16 protein-coding genes are annotated in these 16,694 nt (G+C 69.4%); 9 read left to right on the top strand and 7 right to left on the bottom strand.

Annotated features, from left to right (window positions below; translation table 11 throughout):
- Nucleotides 1-360 precede the first annotated feature (360 nt).
- Both ppdK and dusB read right to left on the bottom strand, forming a co-directional pair.
- Nucleotides 361-3,069, bottom strand: coding sequence for a pyruvate, phosphate dikinase (gene ppdK / locus ACIQK6_RS18395; RefSeq protein WP_402695091.1), 2,709 nt, complete (start codon nucleotides 3,067-3,069; stop codon nucleotides 361-363).
- Nucleotides 3,070-3,433: 364 nt separating this feature from the next.
- Complete coding sequence (gene dusB, locus ACIQK6_RS18390) at nucleotides 3,434-4,594, bottom strand: tRNA dihydrouridine synthase DusB (protein WP_402695090.1); 1,161 nt, start codon at nucleotides 4,592-4,594, stop codon at nucleotides 3,434-3,436.
- 33 nt (nucleotides 4,595-4,627) lie between these two features.
- Here dusB and ACIQK6_RS18385 point away from each other — a divergent pair, with 33 nt between their 5' ends.
- Nucleotides 4,628-6,076 (top strand): MFS transporter, encoded by a 1,449-nt coding sequence (locus ACIQK6_RS18385; protein ID WP_329102210.1) that lies wholly within the window; start codon nucleotides 4,628-4,630, stop codon nucleotides 6,074-6,076.
- 19 nt (nucleotides 6,077-6,095) lie between these two features.
- Here the strand turns inward: ACIQK6_RS18385 and ACIQK6_RS18380 are convergent, their stop codons facing one another.
- A complete protein-coding gene (locus tag ACIQK6_RS18380) occupies nucleotides 6,096-6,551 on the bottom strand; it encodes a MarR family winged helix-turn-helix transcriptional regulator (protein ID WP_329102208.1) in 456 nt (151 codons plus the stop codon).
- A 91-nt stretch (nucleotides 6,552-6,642) separates the two neighbouring features.
- Here ACIQK6_RS18380 and ACIQK6_RS18375 point away from each other — a divergent pair, with 91 nt between their 5' ends.
- The 4 genes from ACIQK6_RS18375 to ACIQK6_RS18360 all read left to right on the top strand — a co-directional run bounded on the left by ACIQK6_RS18375 (nucleotide 6,643) and on the right by ACIQK6_RS18360 (nucleotide 9,566).
- The gene (locus tag ACIQK6_RS18375) at nucleotides 6,643-6,987 is read left to right on the top strand and encodes a DoxX family protein (RefSeq protein WP_329102206.1); all 345 of its coding nucleotides are present in this window, start codon (nucleotides 6,643-6,645) and stop codon (nucleotides 6,985-6,987) included.
- Between the two features lie 54 nt (nucleotides 6,988-7,041).
- Complete coding sequence (locus ACIQK6_RS18370; RefSeq protein ID WP_329102204.1) at nucleotides 7,042-8,100, top strand: aldo/keto reductase; 1,059 nt, start codon at nucleotides 7,042-7,044, stop codon at nucleotides 8,098-8,100.
- A gap of 21 nt (nucleotides 8,101-8,121) precedes the next feature.
- The gene (locus tag ACIQK6_RS18365) at nucleotides 8,122-8,715 is read left to right on the top strand and encodes a TetR family transcriptional regulator (RefSeq protein ID WP_329102201.1); all 594 of its coding nucleotides are present in this window, start codon (nucleotides 8,122-8,124) and stop codon (nucleotides 8,713-8,715) included.
- 215 nt (nucleotides 8,716-8,930) lie between these two features.
- The gene (locus tag ACIQK6_RS18360) at nucleotides 8,931-9,566 is read left to right on the top strand and encodes a VC0807 family protein (protein WP_329102199.1); all 636 of its coding nucleotides are present in this window, start codon (nucleotides 8,931-8,933) and stop codon (nucleotides 9,564-9,566) included.
- A 94-nt stretch (nucleotides 9,567-9,660) separates the two neighbouring features.
- On the opposite strand, the gene ACIQK6_RS18355 is transcribed toward ACIQK6_RS18360, so the two are convergent.
- Complete coding sequence (locus ACIQK6_RS18355) at nucleotides 9,661-11,043, bottom strand: glycine--tRNA ligase (protein ID WP_329102197.1); 1,383 nt, start codon at nucleotides 11,041-11,043, stop codon at nucleotides 9,661-9,663.
- Between the two features lie 155 nt (nucleotides 11,044-11,198).
- Here ACIQK6_RS18355 and ACIQK6_RS18350 point away from each other — a divergent pair, with 155 nt between their 5' ends.
- The 4 genes from ACIQK6_RS18350 to ACIQK6_RS18335 all read left to right on the top strand — a co-directional run bounded on the left by ACIQK6_RS18350 (nucleotide 11,199) and on the right by ACIQK6_RS18335 (nucleotide 14,362).
- A complete protein-coding gene (locus ACIQK6_RS18350) occupies nucleotides 11,199-12,176 on the top strand; it encodes a metal ABC transporter substrate-binding protein (RefSeq protein ID WP_402695089.1) in 978 nt (325 codons plus the stop codon).
- A 27-nt stretch (nucleotides 12,177-12,203) separates the two neighbouring features.
- A complete protein-coding gene (locus ACIQK6_RS18345; RefSeq protein WP_329107955.1) occupies nucleotides 12,204-12,998 on the top strand; it encodes a metal ABC transporter ATP-binding protein in 795 nt (264 codons plus the stop codon).
- Nucleotides 12,998-13,861: a metal ABC transporter permease gene (locus ACIQK6_RS18340; protein WP_329102193.1), complete on the top strand. Its 864-nt coding sequence runs from the start codon at nucleotides 12,998-13,000 to the stop codon at nucleotides 13,859-13,861. Before ACIQK6_RS18345 ends, ACIQK6_RS18340 begins: the two co-directional genes overlap by 1 nt.
- 72 nt (nucleotides 13,862-13,933) lie before the next feature.
- A complete protein-coding gene (locus tag ACIQK6_RS18335) occupies nucleotides 13,934-14,362 on the top strand; it encodes a Fur family transcriptional regulator (protein ID WP_078626133.1) in 429 nt (142 codons plus the stop codon).
- Here ACIQK6_RS18335 and ACIQK6_RS18330 read toward each other — a convergent pair.
- Genes ACIQK6_RS18330 through recO form a run of 3 tightly spaced genes read right to left on the bottom strand, consistent with a single transcriptional unit; the run spans nucleotide 14,359 to nucleotide 16,521 of the window.
- Nucleotides 14,359-14,895: a YcxB family protein gene (locus tag ACIQK6_RS18330; protein ID WP_329102191.1), complete on the bottom strand. Its 537-nt coding sequence runs from the start codon at nucleotides 14,893-14,895 to the stop codon at nucleotides 14,359-14,361. The two genes, ACIQK6_RS18335 and ACIQK6_RS18330, sit on opposite strands and share 4 nt — an antisense overlap.
- A gap of 49 nt (nucleotides 14,896-14,944) precedes the next feature.
- Nucleotides 14,945-15,763 (bottom strand): isoprenyl transferase, encoded by an 819-nt coding sequence (locus ACIQK6_RS18325; protein ID WP_189736837.1) that lies wholly within the window; start codon nucleotides 15,761-15,763, stop codon nucleotides 14,945-14,947.
- An 11-nt stretch (nucleotides 15,764-15,774) separates the two neighbouring features.
- Nucleotides 15,775-16,521, bottom strand: coding sequence for a DNA repair protein RecO (recO, locus tag ACIQK6_RS18320; RefSeq protein ID WP_030009060.1), 747 nt, complete (start codon nucleotides 16,519-16,521; stop codon nucleotides 15,775-15,777).
- Between the last annotated feature and the right edge of the window lie 173 nt (nucleotides 16,522-16,694).

Here is a 16,694-nt window from a genome sequence, read left to right as displayed (position 1 = left end):
ATCCCCCCGCCCCATGAGTATGCACGCCGTCACACGTTGTCACCACGCCCTTTCGGCCACAGTTGAAACCCCTTTCGGCGGGGGCGTGACAACCGAAATCCTGTACTCCGCCGGGCACACTCCGGTGCGACCGAAACGCTCCGCGAAGGCCGTGGGGGGCTTTGCGGGGCCTGGCGGTCGGTCGCACCGGGAAGCGCCGACGTGCCCGGCAGAATGACAGCGGCGGTGGACGGGTGGGGATCCGTCCACCGCCTGCTGGCGTAAAGATTTGTTGAACAAACAAAAAGAGGCGCGCCCGCCCCCGGGCAGTCAGGGAACCCGGGGACAGGCGCGGTCTATGGGGCCTTGGCGGCCCGTGGGTCAGCGGCTGTCGCTGCCCTTCGCCTCGGCGGCCGCACGGCCGGCCTCAAGGCGCGCCACCGGAATCCGGAAGGGCGAGCAGGAGACGTAGTCGAGGCCGACCTCGTGGAAGAAGTGGACGGACTCGGGGTCGCCGCCGTGCTCGCCGCAGACGCCGAGCTTGAGGTCGGGACGGGTGGCCCGGCCCAGCTTGGCCGCGTGCCGGACCAGCGAGCCGACGCCGTCCTTGTCGATGGTCTCGAAGGGCGAGACCCCGAAGATGCCCTTCTCCAGATAGGCGGTGAAGAAGCTGGCCTCGACGTCGTCGCGGGAGAAGCCCCACACCGTCTGGGTCAGGTCGTTCGTGCCGAAGGAGAAGAACTGCGCGGCCTCGGCGATCTGGTCGGCGGTCAGCGCGGCGCGCGGCAGCTCGATCATCGTGCCGATGGTCAGCTTGAGGTTGGTGCCGGTCGCGGCCTCGACCTCGGCGATGACCGCGTCGGCCTCGTCGCGGACGATCTCCAGCTCCTGGACGGTGCCCACGAGCGGGACCATGATCTCGGCGCGCGGGTCGCCCTTGGCGTTCTTGCGCTCGGCGGCGGCCTCGGCGATCGCCCGGACCTGCATCTTGAACAGGCCGGGGATGACCAGGCCGAGGCGGACGCCGCGCAGACCCAGCATCGGGTTCTGCTCGTGCAGCTTGTGCACGGCCTGGAGCAGGCGCAGGTCGTTCTCGTTGTGGTCCTTGCGGGACTCGGCAAGGGCGACGCGCACCGACAGCTCGGTGATGTCGGGCAGGAACTCGTGCAGCGGCGGGTCCAGGAGGCGGACGGTGACGGGCAGGCCGTCCATCGCCTCGAACAGCTCGACGAAGTCCTTCTTCTGCAGCGGCAGGAGGGCACTGAGTGCCTCCTCGCGCTCGCCGTCGGTGTCCGCGAGGATCAGTCGCTCCACCAGTTCACGGCGCTCGCCGAGGAACATGTGCTCGGTGCGGCACAGGCCGATGCCCTGGGCGCCGAAGCGGCGGGCGCGCAGCGCGTCCTCGGCGTTGTCGGCGTTGGCGCGCACCCGCAGGCGGCGGACGCGGTCCGCGTAGGCCATGATCCGGTGCACGGCGGCGACGAGCTCGTCGGCGTCGTCGGCGCCGGCGTGCATGCGGCCCTCGAAGTACTCGACGACCGGGGACGGTACGACGGGTACCTCACCGAGGTAGACCTTGCCGGTGGAGCCGTCGATGGAGACGACGTCGCCCTCTTCGATGACCGTCTCGCCGACCGTCATGCGGCGGCGCTTGGTGTCGACGTCGAGCTCCTCGGCGCCGCAGACGCAGGTCTTGCCCATGCCGCGGGCGACGACGGCGGCGTGCGAGGTCTTGCCGCCGCGCGAGGTCAGGATGCCCTCGGAGGCGATCATGCCGTCCAGGTCGTCGGGGTTGGTCTCGCGGCGGATCAGGATGACCTTCTCGCCGGAGCGGGACCACTTGACGGCCGTGTAGGAGTCGAAGACGGCCTTGCCGACCGCCGCGCCCGGGGAGGCGGCGATGCCGCGACCGAGCAGGGCCGTCTTGGCGCCCTCGTCGAAGCGCGGGAACATCAGCTGGGCCAGCTGGTGGCCGCTGACGCGCTGGAGGGCCTCGGCCTCGTCGATCAGGCCCTGGTCCACGAGCTGGGTGGCGATGCGGAACGCCGCGCCCGCGGTGCGCTTGCCGACGCGGGTCTGGAGCATCCACAGCTGGCCGCGCTCGATGGTGAACTCGATGTCGCAAAGATCCTTGTAGTGGGTCTCCAGCGTCGTCATGATCGTCATGAGCTGGTCGTACGAGGCCTTGTCGATGGCCTCCAGGTCCGCGAGCGGCACGGTGTTGCGGATGCCCGCGACGACGTCCTCGCCCTGGGCGTTCTGCAGGTAGTCGCCGTAGACGCCCGCGTGGCCGCTGGCGGGGTCACGGGTGAAGGCGACGCCGGTGCCGGAGTCGGGGCCGAGGTTGCCGAAGACCATGGAGCAGATGTTGACCGCGGTGCCGAGGTCGCTCGGGATGCGCTCCTGGCGGCGGTAGAGCTTGGCGCGGTCGGTGTTCCACGAGTTGAAGACGGCCTCGACGGCGAGGTCGAGCTGCTCGCGGGCGTCCTGCGGGAACTCGCGGCCGGCCTGCTTGGCGACGATCTTCTTGAAGCGGGTGACCAGCTTCTTCAGGTCGGCGGCGTCGAGGTCGGTGTCGACGGTGACCTTCTTGGCGGCCTTGGCCTCGTCGAGGGCTTCCTCGAAGAGCTCGCCGTCGACGTCCAGCACGGTCTTGCCGAACATCTGGATGAGGCGGCGGTACGAGTCCCAGGCGAAGCGGTCGTTGCCGGCCTGGGAGGCGAGGCCCTTCACGGACTCGTCGGAGAGGCCGATGTTCAGGACGGTGTCCATCATGCCGGGCATCGAGAACTTCGCGCCGGAACGCACGGAGACCAGCAGCGGGTCGTCCGACTGTCCGAGCTTCTTGCCCATCTTCGCCTCGAGGGCGGCAAGGTGGGCGCTGACCTCTTCGCGCAGCTCGGCCGGGGCCGTACCGCTCTCGAGGTAGACCTTGCAGGCCTCGGTGGTGATGGTGAAGCCGGGAGGGACCGGCAGACCCAGGTTGGTCATCTCGGCGAGGTTGGCACCCTTGCCACCGAGAAGGTCCTTGAGGTCGCGGTTGCCCTCGGTGAAGTCGTAGACGAACTTCTGATCTTTGTTTTCCGACACGGGTCTCGACTCCTCGAGGCTCGGTGGCTGCCCTGACGGCCAGGAACATACCCAGATCGAAGGCTTCTGGGTACGTCCACTTGGTCGTCATATGGCTGTAACCACCCGTGCGCCAGCAGATCGAAAGTAACTCATGGGTAATCAGAAAGTAGGAAGAGCGTTCACATCCCGAAGGGTGAGGGGGCTCCTGAGGCCTGATCACGCTTGGATGAGCGATCATCGATACATTTGCGTTCAAGTATTGAACGCACAAAGGGTGGCACCCAGTGCCACCCTTTGAAAGTCTTACCCGTGATTTCTGCGCTCATCTGAGCGAAACCCTTCCCATGCGTGGCGTATATCACGCACCACGGAGGGCGATTTGTCAGCCTCCGGAGGTGTCCAGTTCAGCGTCCTCGCTCACACCCGCGCAGTCGTACGGGTCCTTCAGCCAGCCGTCCGGCAGGACAACTCGGTTGTTTCCGGACGTCCGACCGCGAGGCCCGTCCGCACTCTCCGGCCACGCTTGATCCAGATCGAGCTCGCTCAGATGAGCGTCGAGCTCGGCCAGGGACGAGGTGACCGCGAGCTTCTTGCGCATCTCGGAACCCACCGAGAAGCCCTTGAGGTACCAGGCCACGTGCTTACGGAAGTCGATCACCCCGCGCGCCTCGTCGCCGATCCACTCCCCCAGCAGTTGCGCGTGGCGGTGCATGGTGGTCGCCACCTCGCGCAGGGTGGGCTTGTGGAAGTCCTCGGGGCGCCCCTCGAAGGCCGCCACCAGGTCGTTGAACAGCCACGGCCGCCCCAGGCAGCCGCGCCCCACGACCACGCCGTCGCAGCCGGTCTCGCGGACCATGCGCAGCGCGTCCTCCGCGCACCAGATGTCGCCGTTGCCGAGCACCGGGATCTCCGGTACGTGTTCCTTCAGCCGGGCGATGGCCTCCCAGTCGGCGGTGCCGCCGTAGTGCTGGGCGGTGGTCCGGCCGTGCAGGGCTATGGCGGTGACGCCCTCCTCGACGGCGATCCGGCCCGCGTCGAGGTAGGTGAGGTGCTCGTCGTTGATGCCCTTGCGCATCTTCATCGTGACCGGCAGGTCGCCGGCGCCGGCGACGGCCTCGCGCAGGATCGCGCGCAGCAGGTTGCGCTTGTACGGGAGGGCCGAGCCGCCGCCCTTGCGGGTCACCTTGGGGACCGGGCAGCCGAAGTTGAGGTCGATGTGGTCGGCGCGGTCCTCTTCGACGATCATGCGGACCGCCTTGCCGACCGTGACCGGGTCCACCCCGTACAGCTGAATCGAGCGGGGCTTCTCGGTCTCGTCGAAGTGGATCAACTGCATGGTCTTCTCGTTGCGCTCGACCAGGGCGCGGGTCGTGATCATCTCGCTCACGAACAGCCCCTTGCCGCCCGAGAACTCCCGGCAGAGGGTACGGAACGGGGCATTGGTGATGCCGGCCATGGGTGCGAGCACCACCGGGGGCTGCACGGTGTGCGGGCCGATCGCGAGGGGCGGGGGGAGCGTGGTCATCCGCCCATTGTCCCGCATGCCGAGGGGGTGGGGGGGACGTAGCATCGGCGCATGATCGAGCCGAGTCCCCGGCAGCGCACGCTCGTCCTCGCGATCTGCTGCATGAGCCTGCTGATCGTGAGCCTCGACAACACCGTGCTGAACGTCGCTCTGCCCTCGATGCGCCGCGACCTGGACGCCTCGGTCTCGGGGCTGCAGTGGAGCATCGACGCCTACACCCTCGTACTGGCCTCGCTGCTGATGCTCGCGGGGTCCACGGCCGATCGGATCGGGCGCCGGAAGGTCTTCGTGGCCGGTCTGGTGGCCTTCACCGGCGGCTCCCTGCTCTGCTCGCTCGCCCCCAGCCTCGACTGGCTCGTCGTCTTCCGGATGGTGCAGGCGGTGGGCGGCGCGATGCTCAACCCGGTGGCGATGTCGATCATCACCAACACCTTCACCGATCCCGCCGAGCGGGCCCGGGCCATCGGCGTGTGGGGTGCGGTCGGGGGCGTTTCCATGGCGGCGGGTCCCCTGATCGGCGGGGTGCTGGTGGACTCCGTGGGCTGGCGCTCGATCTTCCTGATCAATCTGCCGATCGGTCTGGCGGCGTTCGCGCTGACCTTGCGGCACATCCCCGAGTCCAGGGCGGCCCGGCCGCGCCGTCCGGACCCGCTGGGGCAGGTGCTGGTGATCGCCCTGCTGGGCAGTCTGACGTACGGGATCATCGAAGCACCGGCCGCCGGCTGGCGCTCGCCGCTGATCGTGGGGTGTGCGGTGGTGGCCGTGGCCGCGTTCCTGGGGCTGCTGGTCTACGAGCCCCGCCGCAAGGAGCCGCTGATCGATCTCCGGTTCTTCCGGAGCGCGCCCTTCAGCGGGTCGACCGTGATCGCGATCAGCGCCTTCGCCGGGCTGGCCGGCTTCCTCTTCCTGAACACGCTGTACCTCCAGGACGTACGGGGGCTCAGCGCCCTGCACGCGGGGCTCTACATGCTGCCGATGGCCGGGCTGACCGTCCTGTTCGCGCCGCTGGCCGGGCGGCTGGTGGGCAGTCGGGGGCCGCGGATCTGCCTACTGATCGCGGGGGTGGCCATGGTGTCGAGCGGGCTGCTGTTCGCCCTGTTCGAGGCCGAGACGTCCAACCCGCTCCTGTTCACCGGGTACATGCTGTTCGGGCTCGGCTTCGGCATGGTGAACGCACCGATCACCAATACGGCGGTGTCCGGGATGCCGCGCTCCCAGGCCGGGGTGGCGGCAGCCATCGCCTCCACCAGTCGGCAGACCGGCGGCACCCTGGGCGTCGCGGTGATCGGCTCGGTGCTGGCGGCCGGGCTGGCGAACGGCTCGGACTTCTCGGGCGCGGCCCAACCGGCCTGGTGGATCATCACGATCTGCGGGCTGCTCGTCCTGGTCGTGGGCGCGGCAACGAGCGGTGCGTGGGCCCGTGCGACGGCGGAACGGACCGCCCGCACCCTGGAGGACGCGGTCGGCGCCGCCGCCGTGACGGGTTCCCCGCGGACTTGAGGATCCTCCGCCCGGGCGGCTAATCGCCGCAGCTGAAGTCCTCGGCCGAGATGTTGACCCGGTCGAGGAGGCCGCGCAGGAGGTCGCGCTCCGCGGCCGACAGGCCCGCGAAGATGCCGCTCTCGACCTCGTCGAGGGCGGTGTTCGTCTTGTGGAGGGCCGCTCCCCCGGCTTCGGTGATGGCCACGTTGTGACGGCGCCGGTCGGACGGGTCCCGGCGGCGTTCGGCCAGGCCCTCGCCCTCCAGGTCGTTCAGGATCCCGACGAGCACGCTCGGGTCCACCTCCAGCCGCTCGGCGAGCGCCCGCTGGCTGATGGGGCCGCCCTCCAGGTGCATCAGCGTCATCGCGTGCCGGGGAGTGAGTCCGGCCGCGCCGAGCGCCCGCTTCATCCGCGTCTGGGTGACCGAGCCGTGCCAGGCCAGCAGCAGGCCCAGCCGCTGCGGAGGGTGCGGTCCGTCCTGATCTGCCGTCATGGTCCACATCGTAGCAACCAGGAAATGATTGCATTCGAGATATCGTTGATGCTATTCAATGATTTCACATTACCGACCGTTGGAGATCTTCATGTTCATCGCCTACGCCGTCGTCGGCGTCCTGCTCGCCCTCGTCCTCACCGCCTCCGCCACCTTCACTCTCCAGCGCAACGACCAGATCGTGGCGAGCATGCAGAAGGTCCGGGTCCCGGACTCGTGGCTGCCGCGCCTCGCCACGCTCAAGGCCGCGGGCGCGATCGGCCTGGTGGCCGGCCTGTGGGTGACTCCGCTCGGGGTGGCCGCGGCGGCCGGCGTGACCCTCTACTTCATCGGCGCGGTCATCAGCCACCTCCGGGTCAAGGACTACGAGCTGGCACCGGCGGCCGTCTTGACCCTGGCCGCGGCGGCCGCCCTGGCGCTGCGGATCCTCGCCTGACACTGACGAGTGACAGATATTGAAATCTGTCACTCGTCATGCCATTCTCGTTCCATGACGACGAACGAGAGCACCCACACGACCGCCGACCGCCGCACCCTGGGCAGCACCGGCCCCACCCTTTTCCCGTTGGGGCTGGGCTGCATGGGGATGTCCGCCCTCTACGGGGAGGCGGACCGCGCCGAGTCCCTCGCGACCATCCACGCCTATCTGGACGCCGCCCCCGACGGCACGCACACGCTGCTGGACACCGGCGACTTCTACGGCATGGGGCACAACGAACTGCTGATCGCCGAGGCCCTGAGCACGGCGCCCGCCGAGGCCCGCGAGCGGGCGCTGACCAGCGTCAAGTTCGGCGCGCTGCGCACGGTCGAGGGCGGCTTCACCGGTTACGACGGCCGGCCGGAGGCCGTCAAGAACTTCCTGGCCTACTCGCTCCAGCGGCTCGGCCGGGACCACATCGACATCTACCGGATCGCGCGGGTGGACCCGGACGTACCGATCGAGGAGACCGTCGGGGCCATCGCCGAGGCGGTCGAGGCCGGACACGTGCGCCACATCGGCCTCTCGGAGGTCGGCGCGGACACCCTGCGCCGAGCCGCTGCCGTCGCCCCGATCTCCGACCTCCAGATCGAGTACTCGCTGATCTCCCGCGGCATCGAGGCCGAGATCCTGCCGACCGCCCGCGAGCTCGGCATAGGGATCACGGCGTACGGGGTGCTGTCCCGCGGCCTCATCAGCGGTCACTTCACCCGCGACCGCGCACTGGCCCCGGGCGACTTCCGCGGCATGAGCCCCCGCTTCCAGGGCGACAACCTCGACCGGAACCTCGACCTGGTGGAGGCGCTGCGCAAGGTGGCCGAGGGCAAGGGCGCGAGCGTCGCCCAGACCGCGATCGCCTGGGTGCTCGCGCAGGGGCCGCGGCACGGGGTCGACATCGTGCCGCTGGTGGGCGCCCGGCGCAGGGACCGGCTTGCCGAGGCACTGGGTGCCATGGACGTCTCGCTCGACGCCGCCGACCTGGCCGCCATCGAGGAAGCGGTCCCGGCGGGCGCCGCGGCGGGCGAGAGGTACCCGGCGGCCCAGATGGCCCACCTCGACAGTGAGCACTGAGCTGACGGTACGGTCGTACCCATGCCTCCCGCTGCTGCCGAGCCCCTGACTCCCGAGCGCATCCTCGCGACCACCGAGGAGGTGCTGCGCCGCTTCGGTCCCACCAAGGCGACCGTGGTGGACGTGGCCCGCGCCCTGGGCGTCAGCCACGGCAGCGTGTACCGGCACTTCCCGTCGAAGGCGGCGCTGCGCGAGGCCGTCACGGACCGCTGGCTGGCCCGGAGCGTGGTCATGCTGGAGGAGATCGCCTCGGCCCCCACCGGCAGCGCCCCCTCCAAGCTGGAGGCGTGGCTGGAGGCCCTCTTCGAGGCCAAGCGCCACAAGGCGGGCGACGACCCGGAACTGTTCGCCACCTACACCGTGCTGCTCGCCGAGAACAGCGGCGTGGTGGACGCGCACCTGAGCGAGCTGATCGACCAGCTGGGCCGGATCATCGCCGAGGGCGTCGCGGCGGGCTCGCTCGCCGCCGAAGACGTGCCGGCGGCGGCCCGCGCGGTCTTCGACGCCACCGGCCGCTTCCACGACCCGCAGTACGCGGCCGACTGGCTCTCGCCGACGATCATCACCGAGTTCGAGGCGGTCACCGCGCTCGTGATCCGGGGCCTGCGCGCCTGACCTGGTGCGATCGCCAGCCGGAATCAGTCACTCCGGACAACTTGATGATCATTTTGGTCCGGTCAGGTTGTTCGCGTCCAGTCAAACTCCTTACGGTCTCCCTACCGCACTTCACCAGGCACGTTTCAGGGGGAACCTTGTCCGCTCCAGCAACTCACTCCACACAACCGGCACCTCCGAAGCGCTCGGGCAGCGCTGCCGTCCTCGGCTGGATCTTGACCATCGGGCTCAACGTGGTCGCGCCGCTGATCACGTACAACATCCTCACCAAGGACCACGGCTGGAGCGAGTTCTCCGCACTCCTGCTCAGCAGCGCCTGGCCGGTGCTCGAGAGCGTCATCAGCCTGGCCTGGCGGCGCAAGCTCGACGAGTTCGCCGTCATCACCATGGTGTTCCTGGTGATCACCGCCGTCGTCTCGCTCGTCGGCGCGCACTCGGCCCGCGCCCTGCTCGTCAAGGACTCGGGGGTCACCGGGCTGTTCGGACTGCTCTGCCTGGGGACGCTGCTGGCGCCGCGCCCGCTGATGTTCTACTTCGGCCGCAAGTTCGCCACCGACGGCACCCCGGAGAGCACCGCCTGGTGGAACGGCCTGTGGCAGTACGAGGGCTTCCGCACCACCATGAACCGGATGACGCTGGTGTGGGGCGTCGCGTACGTCATCGAGGCCCTCGTCCGCATCGCCCTCGCCTACGCGCTGCCCACCGAGACCATGCTGGTGGTCAGCCCGATCATGATCTACGCGGTGCTGGGCGCACTCGGCGCGTGGACCGGCTGGTACGGCAAGCGGTCCAGGGCCGAGGGAGAGCGCCGCGCGGCCGAGGCGGCGGCGCAGGCGGCAGCGGCCTCCTGATCCGGGCCCGCCCCACCCCGCCCCACCCCGAGTAAAGACCGGTGGCCCGGTGCGCTGCGAGCGCACCGGGCCACCGGTCTTCGTGGAGCAGGACCTAGCAACCGAGCAGACGGCTGCCGAGGTAGGCCTGGATCTGGTCCAGCGAGACGCGCTCCTGCTTCATGGTGTCGCGCTCGCGCACGGTCACCGCGTTGTCGTCCAGGGTGTCGAAGTCGACGGTGACGCAGAACGGCGTACCGATCTCGTCCTGGCGACGGTAGCGGCGGCCGATGGCGCCCGCGTCGTCGAACTCGATGTTCCAGAACTTGCGCAGGTCGGCAGCGAGGCCCTTGGCCTTCGGCGACAGCTGCGCGTTGCGGGACAGCGGCAGCACGGCGACCTTGATCGGGGCCAGGCGCGGGTCGAGGCGCATCACGGTGCGCTTCTCCATGACGCCCTTGGCGTTCGGAGCCTCGTCCTCGTTGTACGCGTCGAGCATGAAGGCGAGCATGGCGCGGTTCACGCCGGCCGCCGGCTCGATGACGTACGGGGTGTACTTCTCCTTGGTCTCCTGGTCGAAGTAGACCAGGTCCTGGCCGGAGGCGGCGGAGTGGGCCTTGAGGTCGAAGTCGGTGCGGTTGGCGACGCCTTCGAGCTCGGAGAACTCGTTGCCACCGAAGTTGAAGCGGTACTCGATGTCAGCGGTGCGCTTCGAGTAGTGGGACAGCTTCTCCTTCGGGTGGTCGTACCAGCGGATGTTCTCCTCGCGGATGCCGAGGTCGCGGTACCAGTTCCACCGCTCCTGCATCCAGTACTCCTGCCACTGCTCGTCCTCGCCCGGCTTGACGAAGAACTCCATCTCCATCTGCTCGAACTCGCGCGTGCGGAAGATGAAGTTGCCCGGAGTGATCTCGTTCCGGAAGGACTTGCCCATCTGCGCGATGCCGAAGGGCGGCTTCTTGCGCGAAGTGGTCTGCACCACGGCGAAGTTGGTGAAGATGCCCTGGGCGGTCTCGGGGCGCAGGTACGCCTTCGAGCCGGTGTCCTGGGTCGGGCCGAGGTGGGTCTCCAGCATGCCGGAGAACTGCTTGGGCTCGGTGAACTGGCCCTTCACGCCACAGTTGGGGCAGTTGATGTCGGCGAGACCATTGGCGGGCATCCGGCCGTGCTTGGCCTCGTACGCCTCTTCAAGGTGGTCCGCGCGGTGGCGCTTGTGGCAGGAGGTGCACTCGGTCAGCGGGTCCGAGAAGGTGGCGACGTGGCCGGAGGCCACCCACACCTCGGGGGCCAGGATCACGGAGGAGTCGATACCGACGATGTCCTCACGCCCGGTGACCATGGCCTTCCACCACTGGCGCTTGATGTTCTCCTTGAGCTCGACACCGAGCGGGCCGTAGTCCCAGGCGGCCTTGGAGCCGCCGTAGATCTCACTGCACGGGAAAACGAAGCCACGGCGCTTGCTCAGGCTGACGATGGTTTCGATCTTGTCGGCGGCCACGGTGCTCTCTTCATTACGAGGACGAACGGCGAAGTCTTTAGATTACCGGCGCCCGCACCCCCCCTTTCAAATCGGTTCCCCTTCCACGCCCACCCACCCCGGCCCCCCACCTGGGTTTTTGACAATCGTTTCCATCTTTGATGAAAATGGATGTCATGAACGTACGACGCCTCATACCCACCGCCGCCCTCGCCGGAGCCGTCGCCCTCGGCGCCACGGCCCTAACCGCCTGCTCCGGAGCCGCCGCCGGCGCCGGTGGCAGCAAGGACGGCAAGGTCGGCGTGACGACGTCGTTCTACCCCATGGCCTTCCTCGCCGAGCAGATCGGCAAGGAGCACGTGAAGGTCGACAGCCTGACCAAGCCCGGCGTCGAACCGCACGACCTGGAGATCACCCCGAAGCAGACCGGGCAGCTCGGCGAGGCCGACGTGGTCCTCTACCTCAAGAGCCTGCAGCCCGCCGTCGACAAGGCCGTCGCCCTGTCCGGCGTGAAGAACGTCGTCGATGCCGCGACCCTCACCGAGTTGGAGGTCCACGGCTCGGCCGGCCACGACCACGGCGCCGAGGGCCACGCCGAGGGCGAGGGCGAGGGCCACGACCACGACGAGGGCGGCAAGGACCCGCACGTCTGGCTCGACCCCGTCAAGTACGCGGAGATCGCCAAGGGGGTCGGCGCCGCCCTGGAGAAGGCCGACCCCGACCACGCCGCGGACTACAAGAAGAACACCGACGAGCTGGTCGGCAAACTGACCGCGCTGGACACGGAGTTCAAGGACGGCCTGAAGAACACGGCCTCCAAGACCTTCATCACCACCCACTCCGCCTTCGGCTACCTCGCCGAGCGCTACGGCCTCGACCAGGAGGGCATCTCCGGCGTCGACCCCGAGTCCGAGCCGAGCCCGGCCCGGATGAAGGATCTTCAGGCCGTCGCGAAGAAGGACAATGTCACCACCGTGTTCTTCGAGACCCTGGCCAGCGACAAGACGGCCAAGACCCTCGCGACGGACACCGGCCTGAAGACCGATGTCCTGGACCCCCTCGAAGGAATCACCAACACGTCCCAGGGCGCTGACTACTTCGAGGTCATGCGGTCCAACCTGAAGAACCTCCAGAAGGCGCTCGGAGCCAAGTAGATGACAGCAGCAACGGAGGCGCGAGCCATGCAGTCCACGCCAGGACGGGCAGCGGACCAGTCACCCGTCATATCCCTGCGCGGGGCCACGGCCTCGCTCGGCTCGCGCCCCGTGCTGCGCGGGATCGACCTCACCGTCCACCGCGGTGAGGTCGTCGCGCTGCTCGGCGCCAACGGCTCAGGCAAGTCCACGGCCGTCCGCGCCGTGGTCGGCCAGGTCCCGCTGACCGACGGAACCCTCAGCCTCTTCGGTACGGACTTCAAGCGCTTCCGCGACTGGTCGCGCATCGGCTACGTCCCCCAGCGCACCACCGCCGCCGGCGGCGTCCCGGCCACCGTCCGCGAGGTCGTCTCCTCCGGCCGGCTCGCCCGCACCCGCTTCGGCCTCCTGCGCAAGGCCGACAGGACGGCCATAGAGCAGGCCCTGGCCCTGGTCGACATGGACTCGTACGCCGACGTCTCGGTGGACGCCCTCTCCGGCGGCCAGCACCAGCGCGTGCTCATCGCCCGGGCGCTCGCCGTCGAACCCGAGCTGCTGATCATGGACGAGCCGATGGCGGGCGTGGACCTCGCCAACCAGGAGGTCCTGGCGAACGCCCTGCGCGCGCAGGTCGCCGCCGGTTCCACCGTCCTGCTCGTCCTGCACGAGCTGGGCCCGCTGGAGCCCCTGATCGACCGCGCCGTCGTCCTGCGCGACGGCTGCGTCGTCCACGACGGCCCGCCCCCGGAGGCCGTGGGGCAGCACGCCCTGCCCGGCCACGACCACGTACACCCCCACGCGGCGCACGACGCCGGGCCCCTGCGGACGGGACTGCTGAGCTGATGGACATCCTCGACTACGCCTTCATGCAGCGCGCGCTGATCGCGGCGGCCCTGGTCGGCATCACGGCCCCCGCCATCGGCACGTACCTCGTCCAGCGCCGCCAGGCGCTCATGGGCGACGGCCTCGGCCACGTCGCCATGACCGGTGTCGCGCTCGGCTTCGTCCTCCAGACCAGCCCGGTCTGGATGGCGACGCTCGTCGCCGTCGTCGGCGCCGTCGGCATGGAACTGATCCGGGCCCGCGGCAGGACCAGCGGAGACGTCGCCCTCGCCATGCTCTTCTACGGCGGCCTCGCGGGCGGCGTCATGATCATCAACCTCGGGGGCGGTCAGACGGCCAGCCTCCTGGGCTCCATGTTCGGCTCGATCACCACGGTCTCCGCCGAGGACGTGACCGCGATGGCGATCCTCGCCGCCTTCGTCCTCGCCGTGGCCATCGGCCTGCGCAGGCAGCTCTTCGCCGTCTGCCAGGACGAGGAGTTCGCCCGGGTCACCGGCCTGCCCGTGCGCGCCCTGAACCTGCTGATCGCGGTCACCGCCGCCGTCACCGTCACCGTCGCGATGCGCATCGTCGGCCTGCTGCTGGTCAGCGCGATGCTGGTGATCCCGGTCGCGGCAGCGCAGCGCCTCACCCGCAGTTTCGCGGCCACGCTGGGCCTGGCCATGGCCATCAGCGTGACCGTCTCGCTGACCGGCACGGCGGCCACCTACTACATCAACGTGCCCTCGGGCGCGACGATCGTGCTGCTCGCGATCGGCGTCTTCATGGTGATGACCGCCCTCTCCGCCCCGTTGGCCCGGCGCCGGGCCAGAGCCGCACTCGCGGCCGAAGAGGTCTGCACGCGCGACGATGTGAAGGTCTAGGGGGCGTCCGATTCGCCGGACGCCCCCTGAAGGGCTGGCACAATGGCCGCAGGCCTATACGAGGAGGAACCGGTGGCGACTGCGCCTGGCGAGATGAATACCGCGCCAGTACGAGGACGATCCACCCGGCAGCGGGCCGCGGTCGCGGCGGCGCTGGACGAGGTGGACGAGTTCCGCAGCGCCCAGGAGCTCCACGACATGCTCAAGCACCGTGGCGACTCCGTGGGCCTGACCACCGTCTACCGCACCCTCCAGTCCCTCGCGGACGCCGGCGAGGTCGACGTCCTGCGGACCAGCGACGGCGAGTCCGTCTACCGCCGCTGCTCCACCGGCGATCACCACCATCACCTGGTCTGCCGCAAGTGCGGCAAGGCCGTCGAGGTGGAGGGCCCGGCCGTGGAGAAGTGGGCGGAGTCCATCGCGGCCGAGCACGGCTACGTGAACGTCGCCCACACGGTGGAGATCTTCGGCACCTGCGCCGACTGCGCCGCCGCCGGCTAGACCCGCTTCAGGTTCCGGTCCAGGATCGCGCGGAGGCGGTCGATGTCGGCGGGCTCCTCGGCCCCCCGCTTCGGCACCACCGCGAGGCAGCTCGCTCGCGGGCCCCCGACCAGGACGAAGAGGTCCGGCGTCTCGGCGTAGTCCGTGAAGAGCTTCCAGTCGGCCGTGTACGACATGGTCTCGCCCGTGGTCGCGGCGCCCCGGTCGTCGACCAGCGTGCGGCACTGCCCGTACTGAACCCACACCGCGTGAAGCCGGCGCGCCATGCCGCGTCGGCCCCGAACGACTCCGAGGAGTCCGGCACCGAGTCCCACCACCGCGCTGACCACGGTGACGACCGGCAGGAACCCGCGGAACAGGCCGAACGCCACCACGAGGGCAGTGGTCATCAGCGGGGGCAGGAGCATCTCCGCGCGCCCCGCTCCCGTCCGCCAGGCACGCACCCGGACGACCCCTTGGAGGTCAGCGAGCGTGAGCTGGTAGACGAAGGCGGCCTGCTCGGTCCGCTGTGCATGATCCTCATCCGTGTTCATGACAGCGGACCCTACCGGCCGGGCGGAATCCGGCCGTCCCGCACCCCCGTCAGGCGGTGGACTCCGGCTGGTTCGGCACGGCGCCGCCGAAGCGGCGGTCGCGCTGGGCGTACTCCAGGCAGGCCGCCCAGAGGTTGCGGCGGTCGAAGTCCGGCCACAGCACGTCCTGGAAGACCATCTCGGCGTACGCGCTCTGCCAGAGCAGGTAGTTGGAGGTCCGCTGCTCGCCGCTCGGGCGCAGGAAGAGGTCCACGTCCGGCATGTCCGGGTAGTACATGTACTTCGCGAAGGTCTTCTCGTTCACCTTCGACGGGTCCAGCCGGCCCGCCGCGACATCGCGGGCGATGGCCTGCGCCGCGTCCGCGATCTCCGCACGGCCGCCGTAGTTGACGCAGAAGTACAGGGTCATGGCGTCGTTGTCGACGGTCTGCTCCTGCGCGACCTGGAGCTCCTGGACGACCGACTTCCACATCTTCGGCATGCGGCCGACCCAACGGATGCGGATGCCCAGCTCGTTCATCTCGTCGCGGCGGCGCCGGATGACGTCGCGGTTGAAGTTCATCAGGAAGCGGACCTCGTCGGGCGAGCGCTTCCAGTTCTCCGTCGAGAAGGCGTACAGGGAGAGGTTCTTGACGCCCATCTCCAGGCAGCCCTTGAGCACATCGAGCACGACGCCCTCGCCGACCTTGTGCCCCTCGGTGCGCGGCAGACCGCGCTCCTTCGCCCAGCGGCCGTTGCCGTCCATGACGACGGCGACGTGGTTCGGGACCAGCTCACCGGGGATCTTCGGCGGGACCGCACCGGACGGGTGCGGCTCGGGAACCTTGTACTCCCGGCGAGAGCGTCCCAGAATCCCGCGTCGTACCATGTGCCCAGCTCCTATTTCTCGACGTATCGCAGGGAGCGTAGCCCGCGCTCCAGATGCCAGTGCAAATAGGCGGAGACCAGCCCGCTGCCCTCCCGCACGTGACGCGCCTCGCACGCGTCGGCATGCCCCCAGTCGCCCGTCAGCAGGGCGCTGAGCAGGGCGATGGCCTCTGATGAGGGTACGACGCTGCCGGGCACCCGGCAGTCCCCGCATATGACCCCGCCCGCGGCGACGGAGAAGTGCCGGTTGGGTCCGTGGATGCCGCACTTCGCGCAGTCCTCGAAGCTGGGCGCGTAGCCGTTGACGGCGAGGGAGCGCAGCAGGAAGGCGTCGAGGATGAGGTGGGGCTCGTGCTCGCCGCGCGAGAGGGTGCGCAGGGCTCCGACGAGCAGCAGGTACTGCTGGACGGCGGGCTCGCCCTCGTTCTCGGTGAACCGCTCGGCGGTTTCCAGCATGGCGGTGCCGGCGGTGTAGCGGGCGTAGTCGGTGACGATGCCGTTGCCGTACGGGGCGATGATCTCGGTCTGGGTGCAGAGCGGGAGGCTGCGGCCGATCAGTTCGCTGCCCCGGGCGAAGAACTGCACGTCGGCGTGGGAGAAAGGTTCCAGCCCGGCGCCGAACTTGGACTTCGTGCGCCGGACCCCGCGGGCGACGGCCCGCACCCGGCCGTGGCCGCGGGTCAGCAGGGTGATGATGCGGTCCGCCTCACCCAGCTTCTGGGTGCGCAGCACGATGCCGTCGTCGCGGAACAGACTCATGCGCCCATTGTCCCGTACGGCGAGGCGACCACGGGCAGTGCGTCCCGGCAACGAACGACAACGAACGGCAGCGACCCCGGCCGGGCGCGGGGCCCGGCCGGGGTCACCCCTTGGGAGGGTCAGGAGGCCGGCGTCCGGGCTTCTTCGCCCTCGCCCGACGGGGCCGGTACGGC

It is taken from the genome of Streptomyces sp. NPDC091682 (genome assembly GCF_044756625.1).
Classification (GTDB): Bacteria; Actinomycetota; Actinomycetes; order Streptomycetales; family Streptomycetaceae; genus Streptomyces.
Note: the sequence above shows the minus strand (reverse complement) of the source record. Positions and strands in the feature narration are given on the sequence as shown.